Genomic DNA, 12,668 nt, shown 5'->3' on the forward strand with positions numbered 1-12,668 from the left:
TTGACATTAAAATACCCCCTAATCCATGTCCGGATTTAGGGGGTCACTACAAATTAAGGGCTTTATTTTTAACAATAATATGGTCATTATACTTTAAATGGGGAGAATAGGTCAATGAAGAATATAATTATGTATATTACAAAGTTTATGATATAATAAAACGCAAAGCGTGGTGATTATATGAATATTAAATTGATAATTGACTCTGGATCGGATATGTCCCAGGAGTTAGCAAAAAAATACGGTATCACAGTAATACCTTTAACTGCAATATCGAAAGAAGATGAATATAAAGACGGAATAGAAATATTACCCGATGAACTTTATCAAAGAATTCGAGAAGGAGAATTATTTACGACTTCTCAAGTCAGTGTAGAACAATATGTAAATGAATTTAAGAAGGAAATCGATAATGATAACAAAATATTATGCTTGACATTATCTTCTGGTATTTCAGGTTGCTATAATTCGGCTAAATTGGCGAAAGATTTGATTATTGAAGAATATCCAAAGGCAGAAATTGAAATCATTGATACCAAGATGGCTAGTTATGAAATAACTATGCTTGCAATAAGAGTAATTACTATGATAAATCAAAATTTATCATTAGAAGAGATTGTTCTTAAAACTAAAGAATTTATAAAGGCAACTTACGTTATATTCACCGTTGATGATATGAAATATCTTCATAGGGGAGGAAGGGTTTCTACAGCTCAGAAAGTAATAGGGGGAATGCTAAATATAAAACCTATTCTAACAATGGATGATGATGGTAAGTTAAAACCTATTGATAAGGCTAGGGGATTAAAGAAGGTCTATAAAAAATTTGCACAATACATCCAAGAGAACATGGATTCAAATTTACCTAAAGATCAACTTGTGATTATTGGTCATGCGGATTCCTTAGACTTGGCTAATGAGTTAAAATCAGCTGTTGAAGAAGAACTAAATTTCACTAATATATATATTGATGAGATAGGTGCTGTAATAGGATCCCATACTGGGCCAGGTTGTTTGATGATTACAATGTTGAAAGAAGTGACAGACGATAGCCTTGTAAATATAAAAATAAACTAGCATAAAAATAATAAAATTTTAAGAGCAATCGAAATGATTGCTCTTTTTACAACTAAAATTTAACATTTGAATGTTTAAGTATTAATTCTATCTTACTTTCCCTAGTGAGTTTTTTTATTTCCCTTTCTCTTTTTTGAGCTAATAATTTATCCTCATATTCTTCATAATAGACTAATTTTACAGGAGTTCTACCTCTGGTATACTTTGCGCCTTTACCGCTATTGTGAACCTGGACTCTTCTTTTTAAGTCATTGGTCCAGCCAGTATACAAACTGTCGTCATTACATTTTAATATATAAACAAAATTCACAAAAGTTCTCCCATCAATTTATCTATAACATCGTATTTGAATCCTTTAGAGGCTAAAAATGTATATAGCTTATTTTTTAATTTAAATCCTTCATATTTTTTTCTCCAAATTGGCATTTTCTTTAAAGCGAGTAATCTTGCATTTTTGTAGTCATTATCTTCATGGTCTAAAAGTAAGGGATTTAGAATGTCCTGAGAAATTCCCTTGTTTTTTAATTCATATTCTATTTTTTTATTGGACCAGGCGTTTATTCTAGACTTTGATTCATAATAACTCTTGGCAAAGGATTCATCGTCAATATATCCGTTTTCTTCCAATTTATCCAATATCTTATTGATTTGGATAAAATCGACACCTTCTTTTTTTAATTTATCGACTATCTCTTTTCTGGTCCGTATTCTATAGCTTATAAAATTAATAGCCTTGGAGTAATTGAGATTAAAATCGTTAAAATCTTTTAAAGCTTTAAATTCATCAGAATTTAATATTTTACCTTTACTTAACAACAGGTCGTTGTATAATTCATAGTTGGCATATAAAAAATCATCTGAAAAGGTAATTTTAAAAAGGTTTTTAGAATCTTCAAATTCAATATTTTTTATTTCCATGAGCTAATAAAAGATAAAATAATAGGGAAAAGCATAGCTAATGCTAAAATACAGGCTACCAGTTGTACAAAAAAATTATTTTTTTTCATATTACACCTCTTATTTCTTTTGTATTCAACATTTGTCAATTAAATGATATCATATTGGTAAAAAGAAAATCAATTTTGAAAAAATCATATTAAATGCTACACTACAAGTGAGAGAAGGTGAGAATACTGGAGGATAAATTTCCATTAGATAAAATAGATAGTAAAATATGCCAGGTTAAAGTTCTTGATTCAACGATTGAGAAAATAGATTACTTGGAAAAACAAAAAGATGAAAAACAAAAAGAAATATTCTTTAAGTTGCAAGAGATAGAATTTTTAAAGTCACTTAATGGCAACGAAGACTTTCCTGATGAAATCTACAATAATATTAATGACATTGTCCTGGTGGAATTTCTTAAAAGCACTATGTTCTTGGATAAGTTAAATAAAGACCAAGAAATAATAAATAACAAATATCAAAGTATTGTCACTTTACTAAAAAATCGAAATTTCAAAGACAACCAAAAAGAGGTCGAAGAGATTTTAAATAAGTCACTATCAGCTCTTGAAACAAAAGACATCAAGAGGTTGAAAAGTTATGAAAGAGTGTCACTGATGATAGTTAATAAGGCTATTGAAGAAGGAACTATTCGATATGAAGATTTAAGTGATGATATGAAGAACCTTAATAAACTTGATAGTATTCTTTTGAATGAAACTGGTGAATATCAAATTAATTTAATAAAAGACATTCAAAGATTAGATAAATTATTAAAGGATATAGATAGTATGTTACTAGCTGTAATACCGATTAAAAACAATATAATTATGTAGGAGGAATCATGGCGGAATTTAAATTTGAAATTGTGGAAAATTTAGGAATTTTATCAGAAAATGCTAAGGGATGGAGAAAGGAATTAAATTTAGTTAGTTGGCAAGAACGTGAACCAAAATATGATATTAGAGAATGGAATCCTGATCACACAAGGATGAGTAAAGGATTGACTTTTTCAAAGGACGAATTAAATATTTTATTAGAATTATTAAAGGAAGAATTGGGTAATTGATTAAAGAATTTGAAAATGTTATAATTTATTCTGAACACTAGAAATTTGTGTTTTGATTAAGGGATCAAATGAATTGTTGATACTTGAATAGGCATTTCATTTAATTGTCTTAATATATAAATATTGACAAGGATAAATTCTAATTATTTTGAAACTAACTTTCGTGTCATATTGGGACGAAAGTTTTTTGGTACTTATAGAGGATATATTATGGAGGTTATATGGATATTTATAATCCTAACGCCATAGAAAAAAAATGGCAAGAATATTGGGAAAATAATAAAACTTTTAAAACAACAATTGACAATAGCAAGAAAAAATTTTATGCATTAATTGAATTCCCATATCCATCAGGACAGGGCTTACATGTTGGACATCCTAGACCCTATACTGCTATGGATATAGTTTCAAGAAAGCGAAGATTGGAAGGATATAATGTACTTTATCCAATGGGATGGGATGCCTTTGGTCTACCTGCTGAAAACTATGCAATAAAAAATAAAATTCATCCAGCGGTTATAACGAAAAAAAATATAGACAGATTCAGAGAGCAGATGAAATCTATAGGGCTTTCCTTTGATTGGGACAGAGAGATTGATACTACAGATCCTAATTATTACAAATGGTCCCAATGGATATTTTTGAAATTTTTTGAAAAAGGATTAGCCTATAAAAAAGAGATGCCAATAAATTGGTGTCCATCTTGTAAAGCTGGGTTGGCCAATGAAGAAGTTGTTGGCGGAAATTGTGAAAGATGCGGACATCCCGTGGAACACAAAATAAAAAAACAGTGGATGTTAAAAATTACTGAATATGCAGATAGGTTAATTGATGATCTAGATGAAGTTGACTACTCCGATAAGATAAAAATGCAACAGATAAATTGGATAGGAAGAACCCATGGGGCAGAGTTGGACTTTCAACTGACTGAGGTTGATGAGAAGTTAAAGGTGTATACTACCAGACCAGATACTATATTCGGTGTAACATATATGGTAATAGCAATTGACCATCCAATTCTATCTAAATACAAGGACAGAATTGAGAATATATCCGATATTAATGCCTATGCTAAAGAGGCTCAAAAGAAATCGGAGTTTGAAAGAACTCAATTGGTTAAAGAGAAGACTGGTGTATTGGTCGAAGGTATAACTGCAACTCATCCATTTACAAAGAAGAGATTGCCAATTTATGTATCTGATTATGTTCTAACATCCTATGGTACTGGTGCTATTATGGCGGTTCCTGGCCATGATCAAAGGGACTTTGACTTTGCAATGAAATTTGGATTAGAGATAATTCCAGTTATTACAACTGGCAAAGATGATTCTTTACCATTAACTGAGATAGACAGTGGAAAGATTATTAATTCTGACTTTATTGACGGTTTAAGTATTGACCAGGCAAAGGAAACTGTTATCTCTAAGTTGGAAGATTTAAAAATTGGAAATAGAAAGACTAATTATAAATTGAGAGACTGGGTTTTCTCTAGACAAAGATATTGGGGAGAGCCGATACCTTTGGTTTATTGTGAAAAATGTGGTTGGGTTGGAGTTCCAGAAGAGGACTTGCCTGTGAAATTACCTGAAGTTGACAATTATGAACCTTCTGGAGATGGAGAATCTCCTCTTGCCAACATAGACAGTTTTGTAAATACCACATGTCCACGTTGTAAGGGCCCAGCTAAAAGAGAAACTGATACTATGCCACAATGGGCAGGTTCTTCTTGGTATTATATTAGATATGCGGATCCTTTAAATGACAAAGAGATAGCTTCAAAAGATGCAATAGATTATTATCTACCAGTTGACTGGTATAATGGTGGTATGGAACATACGACACTGCATTTATTGTATTCTAGATTTTGGCATAAATTTTTATATGACTTAGGTGTTGTAAATACGAAAGAACCATATATGAAGAGGACAAGCCATGGAATGATTTTAGGTGACAATGGAGAAAAGATGTCTAAGTCAAGGGGAAATGTTGTAAATCCTGACGATATAATCAGAGATTATGGCGCTGATACCCTTAGAACATATGAAATGTTTATTGGTGACTTTGAAAAGTCTGCTCCTTGGTCAGAAAATGGAGTTAAAGGTTGTAGAAAATTTCTAGAAAGAGTATGGAAACTTCAAGAAATTTTGACTGATGGAAATGAATATACCAAGAGTTTGGAAGGAGAAATCCATCGAACTATAAAAAAAGTTTCTGAGGACTATGAAAATTTGAAATTTAATACTGCAATAGCTCAATTGATGACTTTAGTGAATGAATTTTATAATAATTCCAATTTAACCTTAGAGGATTTTAAAACTTTCATAATTTTATTAAACCCAGTAGCGCCTCATATTACCGAGGAACTATGGCAAAGGGTTGTAGGGGAAGGTTTAATTCATAATCAAAAATGGCCAAGTTACGATGAAGAAAAGTTGATAGAGGACATTATTGAAATTCCAGTACAATTTAATGGAAAAGTAAAGGGTGTAATCGAGATTAGCTTAGATGAAGATAAAGAAGAGATATTTGCCAAAGTACTTGAAGATGAAGATTTTCAAAAATATATTGAAAACAAAACAATTGTAAAGAAAATCTATGTTCCAGGAAAGATATTAAACATTGTCCTAAAATAGGAGGTAGAATGTGAAAATCAATATCATTACAGATAACTCTGCATCGTTGTCTATGGATTTTATTGAACGTGAAAAGTTGATTGTATTGCCTCTTTTATGTTTTTTTGAAGATGAAAGTTACAATATAATGGAGCTTTCATACTATGATAAATTTTATGAGAAGTTGGTGAATTCGACTGAGTTCCCTAAAACTTCTCAACCCTCTTTAGGGGAGATTTTGACATCTTTTAAAGAGGCTTTAAAAGATGATCCGGATTATGTTTTTGTTATGACTATATCAAAGGCTTTAAGTGGATTTTACAAAAACAGTCTACTTGCCAAGGAAATGTTAAATGATGAACGTATAATTATTGTTGATACAAGAACTACTACTGTAAATTTAAAGCGGATGATAGAGTATCTTTGTGAACTTAGAAAATTAAATCTGTCAAAGGATATAATATTAGATAGGCTTTATAAAATGCGTGAAGGTCAAGAAATATATTTTATCCCTGAAAATTTGGAATATCTTTATAGAGGAGGAAGACTTTCCAAAGCTTCTGCAGCTATTGGCGACTTATTAAAGATATGTCCAATAATTACACTTTTTGAAGATGGTAGTTTAGGACTATATAAGAAAATAAGAGGGGAAAAAAAGGCTTTAAAAGCTCTAGAGTCCTACATAAGTGAAGATATTAAATATATTTCAGTCGTATACGTATTAAAAAAAGAGAAAGCTATTGAATTAAGAGATAGAATTCAAAATAAATTCCCCGATATAGAAGTCCTTTTTGAAGAGGTATCTCCAAATATTGGATGCCATATTGGACCAGGAACTGTTGGAATTTTATTTGGAACATATAAGAATTTGGAGGAAGATGATGAGACTGTCAACTAAAGGCAGATATGGACTACAGGCAATGTATGAGTTAGGTAAAAACTTTGGTGAAGAACCTCTACCATTAAGTGAAATTGCCAAAGTCACTGAACTTCCAGTAGGGTATTTGGAACAATTGATTAGAAAATTAAAAAAAGATGATTTAGTAGATAGTACTAGAGGGCCTAAAGGCGGGTATTTTTTAAAAAGAGATCCTAAGGATATAACCATTGGAGATATCCTTAGGTCTTTAGAAGATTTCTTTGGTGTTACTGAATGCTCCAATGAAAGTGGTGTTTGCGGCAAGGAAAATAGTTGTCCTTCTAGGTTGGTTTGGATAGCTATAGCCGATGAGATTAATAAAAAAATAGATTCGATGACATTACAGGATATGGTAGACGGTAATATCAAGAGGACAAGGTAGTATCTTGTTTTCTTGATATTTTTTGAATAGTGTTAAAAGGTTAAAAACTGCACTGGGATGAGAAGATTTTGAAACTTGATTTCAAAATTCTATGATATACTATATGTAGAGATTATTTGATTATTAGGGGTGTTATCATGCCTTTTGATGTTAGACATTTGTTAATTAACACGATATTGGTATTGTCAGTTTTGCTTTTATCCTTTGGTATATATTATTTAATCAACATTGGCAACACCAAAGTAAGTTTAAAAAACAGACTTAGATTCGATCAAATTTTTATAAAAAGAACATCGGTTCTTATTGCTTTGGTTTTGTTTACATTATTCATTTTCAATAAATATCCCATAGTCAGTAGGACTTTATTTACTGCAATTATATCTTTGGTTTTAGCATACCTAATAAATCCTTTAGTAATAAAGCTAGAGGATTTAGGGATAAAAAGAACATATTCCATACTGATCGTATATTTAATCGTGGTATTGTTTTTTGTAATAATAGCAGTTGTATTATGGCCTATGTTAGCAGAACAGGTAAAAAATCTAGTTCAGAACATTCCAGAGACAATTGACTCTATTACACAAGTCAGTAATAGTATTGCCGACAAATTTAGCGATTATCCTGCCATGAATGAATTTATTTATAATGGAACTAAAAGCCTGTTGAAGAGTTTAAATACTGTTCAAGATAATTTAATTTCACAAATGAGTAATATAGGTGAGAAGGTTACAGGTCTTGCAAGTGGAATTTTGAGACTTATTCTTATACCAGTTTTTACTTTTTACTTTATTATGTATAAGGAAAAGTACATTACATGGATTAAAAAACAAGTTCCACCAAATAAATACAAGGGCACGATAGAATTGTTTACAGAAATCGATAGGGTTAATTCTCAATTTGTTCGAGGAAGACTAATCATGGCAATTGCCGTTGGAATCATGACTACCATCTTTCTATTTATAATGAGAATCGACTATGCTTTAATTATTGGAATCATAACTTGTGTCGCTGATATTATTCCTTATATAGGTCCAGCTCTAGGTTTTATTCCTGCGGTTTTTTTAGCATTGATAGATAATCCAATTAAGGGGATAGTAGTTGCAATTGCATTTGTTTTAATTCAGTGGGTAGAGAATAATATTTTAGCTCCAAAAATATTGGGAACTACTATAGGTTTAAATCCTTTATTAATACTTATAAGCTTGATAGTAGGTGCAGGGATGTTTGGAGTTCCAGGAATGATATTCGCAGTTCCTGTAGTTGCAACTTTAAAGGTAATCATTTCCCATTTTAAGGTGGATATTTTAAATTTTTTTGTAGATAATAATGATGAGAGTAAAAATAGGAGAATAGAATGAAGAATTTAGGTTTAAATGAAATTAGAAGTGAGTTTTTGGAATTCTTTCGTGAGAAAGATCATAATATTATAAAAAGTTTTTCGTTGATCCCAACAGATGATGATAGCTTATTACTTATAAATGCAGGTATGGCTCCTTTGAAAAAATATTTCACAGGTGAATTTAAAATGCCAGGTAATAGAGCCGCCTCATCTCAAAGATGTATAAGAACAGCAGATATAGAATCCGTTGGTATAACTAAAAGACATGGTACTTTCTTTGAGATGTTAGGTAATTTCTCCTTTGGTAACTATTTTAAAAAGGAAGCTATTTCTTGGGCTTGGGAGTTTTTAACTGAAAGATTGGAACTACCAAAGGATAAATTATGGATTTCAGTGTATGAAAAAGATGACGAAGCTTATGATATATGGAAAAATATTATAAAAATTCCTGAAGAACGAATAGTTAGACTTGGAAAAGAAGATAATTTTTGGGAATTAGAAGAGGGTCCATGCGGTCCTTGTTCTGAGATACATGTAGATAGAGGCGAAGAGATGGGTTGTGATGATCCAGATTGTAAGCCTGGTTGCGACTGTGATAGATTCTTAGAAGTTTGGAACTTAGTATTTACTCAGTTCTATAAGGATTCAGAAGGAAACTATTCTCCACTTGAAAATCCTAATATAGATACAGGTATGGGACTTGAAAGAATTACTATGGTTATGGAAAATGCCGATAACATTTTTGAAATAAACCTAGTAAAAGATATCATTTCAAAAATAGAAGAAATCTCTAATGTTAAGTACAAAAATGATGAAAAAACAGATATCTCAATTAGAATTATAGCAGATCATGTAAGAGCTATGACTTTCTTGGTTTATGATGGAATTATTCCTAGCAATGAAGGCAGAGGATATGTTCTTCGCCGTATTATTAGAAGAGCATCAAGACACGGAAAACTATTGGGTATAAAGGAAAGTTTTCTTACAAGGATAGTGGATAAAGTTCTTGAGATATACAACGAAGAATATCCTGAATTATTAGAAGATAGAGAACGTATAAATAAGATAATAGCTTCTGAGGAAAGTAAATTCCAAGAAACAATAGATCAAGGTTTATCTATCTTAGAAAGTCTTATAGAAAATTTAAAGAAAACTGGTGGTGACCATATAAAAAGTGAGGAAGCTTTTAAATTATATGATACTTATGGTTTCCCTGTGGATTTAACTTTAGAAATTTTACGAGAAAATAATATGTCTGTGGATTTAAAAAGATTTGATGAATTATTAGAAGAACAAAGAATTAGATCCAGAGAATCTAGACATGAAGGTACAATTGGCTGGTCTAGTGAAACAAATGAAAAAATTATTAATTTACCACAAACAAATTTTGTAGGATATAATAACCTTCAAGCCGATTCTTCAGTAAAATTTATTTTCAGGGAAGGTTTAGAAGTTGATCATATTAGCGAAGGTGAAAAAGGTATAATTGTCACTGAGACTACACCTTTTTACGGTGAAGGTGGAGGACAGGTCGGAGATATTGGAGAAATTATATCTAAAAATTCTACACTTGAAGTATTGGATACTAAAAAAAATAAGAATAATGGAATTTATCATCATGTACTTGTTAAAGAGGGAGATTTAAAAGTCGGAGATTCTGTGACTTTAAAAGTGAATGAGGATATTCGTCATGATATAACAAAAAATCATACTGCAACACATTTACTTCATAAAGCACTAAGGGAAGTTCTTGGTAATCACGTGCATCAAGCAGGTTCCTATGTTGGACCCAATAGGTTGAGATTTGATATTACTCATTTTGAAACTATTTCAAGAGAAGATTTGGAAAAAGTTCAAGATATTGTAAATTCAGTTATATCCAAGGCGATGCCAGTAAATAAATACAATATGACACTTAAGGAATCTGAAGATTTTGGAGCTATAGGACTATTTGAAGATAAGTATAAAGACATTGTTAGAGTAGTTTCTGTAGGGGATAAATATTCCACTGAATTATGCGGAGGATGTCATGTAAACAATACTGCTGAAATTCAGATGTTACAAATTATTTCAGAATCCTCTGTAGCAGCTGGAGTTAGAAGAATTGAAGCTATAACAGGAAAACAGGTGTATAAAAAATTAAAAGAAAATAACTCTAAATTAAAAGATCTATCCATAGCCTTAAAAACTGACGAAAATGATTTAGTTCATAGGTCAAATGAGTTGCAAAATGAGCTTAAATCTATTGAAAAAGAATTAAATAAATTAAAACAGAAAGATAGTCTAAAGGGTGTAGACGAAATCATCAAAAAAACTTCTGAAGTAAATGGCATTAAGTATTTAACCCATAAAGTAGAGAATATGGATATAGAAAATCTTAGAAATCTTGGAGATACTTTAAAAGATAAACTTTCTTCAGGGGTTGTAGTTTTGGCCAATTCTACAGATGATAAGATTAACTTTCTAACTTTAGTGACAAAGGATCTAGCAAAGAAAACTTTATCTGCAGGTAATATAGTAAAAAAAGTAGCTCAAATAACTGGAGGTAATGGAGGAGGTAGACCGGATTTTGCAATGGCTGGAGGAAAGGATCCTTCAAAAGTTGACGAAGCGCTATCTTCTGTTGAAAATATTATTGAAGAACAAATGAAATAATTACAATAAGGAGGATTTGTATGAATAAAGATCATGTTAATGAAACAATGATGTTTGAACCACAAAAAGAGTCGGAAAAATCTATCGAGAATATTTTAACCACTGTTTATAAGTTGTTAGATGAAAAGGGATATAATCCAATAAACCAAATCATCGGCTATATTCTATCTGATGATCCAACTTATATTACTTCCCATGGAAATGCTCGAAATATTATTCGACAAGTAGATAGAGATGACCTACTTGAAGAGCTTCTTAAGACTTATTTAAAAGACTTAATGTAATATGAAATTAGTGAATTTAGGAAAAACAGATATTAAAGTTTCTCCAATGTGTTTTGGAAGCTTAACAATAACACCTTTTCAAAGTAATTTACCTGTAGATAGAGGGGCATATCTAATTAGATATGCCTTTGATAAAGGTGTTAATTTTATTGATACTGCTCAACTTTACAATAACTATGAATACCTGCAAAAAGGCTTTAAGGGAGTTCCTAGACAGGATTATGTAATAGCCACAAAAACCTACGCATGGAATAAGGAATTGGCAAAAAAGGCACTAGAGGAAGCTTTAATAGGCCTTAATACAGATTATATCGATATTTTTTTACTTCATGAACAGGAATCCGAATTGACAATAAAAGGTCATTATGAGGCTTTAGAATTCTTAATTCATGCGAAAGAAAAGGGGTATATAAGAGCAGTAGGCCTTTCTACCCATAGAATTGCAGGAGTTATTGGAGCTAATAAATATCCTGAAATTGAAATCCTTCATCCGATTTTAAATAAAAACGGTTTAGGAATTCCAGATGGAAATATCACTGAAATGATAGAAAATTTAAAGATATCCAAATCCTTAGAAAAGGGAATTTATAGCATGAAGCCCTTAGGTGGTGGACATCTTATATCCGAAGTTGGAGAGGCAATTCAATTTGTAAAGAATTTAAATTTAGTAGATTCTATTGCGATTGGTGTTCAATCAGAAGAAGAAATAGATTGTAATGTGGATATAATTATCAATAATCAAGTTCCTGTTTCTAAGTTGGAAAAATTGTCCAATAGAAAGCGCAGGCTAATCATTGAGGACTATTGTATTGGTTGTGGAAAATGCGTTGAAAGATGCGATCAAAATGCCTTATCTTTAAAAGATGGTAAGGCTAATGTAAATCGAGAAAAATGTGTTCTTTGTGGATATTGTGCCACTGTTTGTGAAGATTTTTATATTAAAGTTGTATGATAGGTGATTTAATGGAAAGATTTATGGGTTTAGACGTTGGAGACAAAACTATAGGTGTAGCAATAAGTGATCCTTTTTTCTTAACTGCTCAAGGTTACACTACAATTTTTAGAGTTGGAATAAAAAAAGACTTAGAGGAGTTAAAGAAAATTATTGAAGAAAAAGAAGTGTCTAAAATAATTGTTGGGCTTCCTAAAAACATGAATAATTCCATTGGTCCACAAGGGAAAAAAGTTTTAGAATTTGTTGATCGTTTGAAAAGAGAAGTAAACAATGAAATAATATTACAAGATGAGAGATTAACTACTGTTTCAGCAGAAAGAATTTTAATACAAGGAAATGTAAGTAGGAAAAATAGGAAAAAAGTAATAGATAAGGTTGCTTCCACCTATATACTTCAATCATATTTAGATATGAAAAAATAAGGAGAAATT

Annotated in this window: 13 protein-coding genes; 11 read left to right on the forward strand and 2 right to left on the reverse strand. The window is 31.0% G+C overall.

The genetic code is table 11. The annotated features are described in order from the left end of the window. The first annotated feature begins 180 nt into the window (after nt 1-180). Nucleotides 181-1,077 (forward strand): DegV family protein, encoded by an 897-nt coding sequence (locus tag Q1K37_RS06075; RefSeq protein ID WP_300410494.1) that lies wholly within the window; start codon nt 181-183, stop codon nt 1,075-1,077. 52 nt (nt 1,078-1,129) lie between these two features. Here the strand turns inward: Q1K37_RS06075 and Q1K37_RS06080 are convergent, their stop codons facing one another. Further along, nucleotides 1,130-1,387: a GIY-YIG nuclease family protein gene (locus Q1K37_RS06080; RefSeq protein WP_300410496.1), complete on the reverse strand. Its 258-nt coding sequence runs from the start codon at nt 1,385-1,387 to the stop codon at nt 1,130-1,132. Further along, nucleotides 1,384-1,995 (reverse strand): RecX family transcriptional regulator, encoded by a 612-nt coding sequence (locus Q1K37_RS06085; protein WP_300410497.1) that lies wholly within the window; start codon nt 1,993-1,995, stop codon nt 1,384-1,386. The genes Q1K37_RS06080 and Q1K37_RS06085 overlap by 4 nt, the downstream gene beginning before the upstream one ends. Nucleotides 1,996-2,201: 206 nt before the next feature. On the opposite strand from Q1K37_RS06085, the gene Q1K37_RS06090 reads away from it, so the two are divergent. The 10 genes from Q1K37_RS06090 to ruvX all read left to right on the forward strand — a co-directional run bounded on the left by Q1K37_RS06090 (nt 2,202) and on the right by ruvX (nt 12,659). Then, the gene (locus tag Q1K37_RS06090) at nt 2,202-2,858 is read left to right on the forward strand and encodes a hypothetical protein (protein WP_300410498.1); all 657 of its coding nucleotides are present in this window, start codon (nt 2,202-2,204) and stop codon (nt 2,856-2,858) included. A gap of 8 nt (nt 2,859-2,866) precedes the next feature. Further along, complete coding sequence (locus tag Q1K37_RS06095) at nt 2,867-3,091, forward strand: PC4/YdbC family ssDNA-binding protein (RefSeq protein ID WP_300410500.1); 225 nt, start codon at nt 2,867-2,869, stop codon at nt 3,089-3,091. Nucleotides 3,092-3,312: 221 nt separating this feature from the next. Then, entirely contained in the window at nt 3,313-5,724 is a 2,412-nt protein-coding gene (gene leuS / locus Q1K37_RS06100) for a leucine--tRNA ligase (protein ID WP_300410501.1), read from the forward strand. A 10-nt stretch (nt 5,725-5,734) separates the two neighbouring features. Beyond that, complete coding sequence (locus tag Q1K37_RS06105) at nt 5,735-6,601, forward strand: DegV family protein (RefSeq protein WP_300410503.1); 867 nt, start codon at nt 5,735-5,737, stop codon at nt 6,599-6,601. Then, nucleotides 6,582-7,004 (forward strand): Rrf2 family transcriptional regulator, encoded by a 423-nt coding sequence (locus Q1K37_RS06110; protein ID WP_366524097.1) that lies wholly within the window; start codon nt 6,582-6,584, stop codon nt 7,002-7,004. Before Q1K37_RS06105 ends, Q1K37_RS06110 begins: the two co-directional genes overlap by 20 nt. 137 nt (nt 7,005-7,141) lie before the next feature. After that, nucleotides 7,142-8,362: an AI-2E family transporter gene (locus Q1K37_RS06115; RefSeq protein ID WP_300410505.1), complete on the forward strand. Its 1,221-nt coding sequence runs from the start codon at nt 7,142-7,144 to the stop codon at nt 8,360-8,362. Continuing rightward, nucleotides 8,359-10,998, forward strand: coding sequence for an alanine--tRNA ligase (gene alaS / locus Q1K37_RS06120; protein WP_300410506.1), 2,640 nt, complete (start codon nt 8,359-8,361; stop codon nt 10,996-10,998). Before Q1K37_RS06115 ends, alaS begins: the two co-directional genes overlap by 4 nt. A 20-nt stretch (nt 10,999-11,018) precedes the next feature. Continuing rightward, entirely contained in the window at nt 11,019-11,282 is a 264-nt protein-coding gene (locus Q1K37_RS06125) for an IreB family regulatory phosphoprotein (protein WP_300410508.1), read from the forward strand. Between the two features lies 1 nt (nt 11,283). Then, nucleotides 11,284-12,234: an aldo/keto reductase gene (locus Q1K37_RS06130; protein ID WP_300410509.1), complete on the forward strand. Its 951-nt coding sequence runs from the start codon at nt 11,284-11,286 to the stop codon at nt 12,232-12,234. A gap of 11 nt (nt 12,235-12,245) precedes the next feature. After that, nucleotides 12,246-12,659, forward strand: a complete 414-nt coding sequence (gene ruvX / locus Q1K37_RS06135) for a Holliday junction resolvase RuvX (RefSeq protein ID WP_300410510.1) — start codon at nt 12,246-12,248, stop codon at nt 12,657-12,659. The last annotated feature ends 9 nt before the right edge of the window (nt 12,660-12,668 follow it).

The sequence above is a fragment of the Lagierella sp. genome (assembly GCF_029983815.1).
Lineage (GTDB): Bacteria > Bacillota > Clostridia > Tissierellales > Peptoniphilaceae > Mediannikoviicoccus.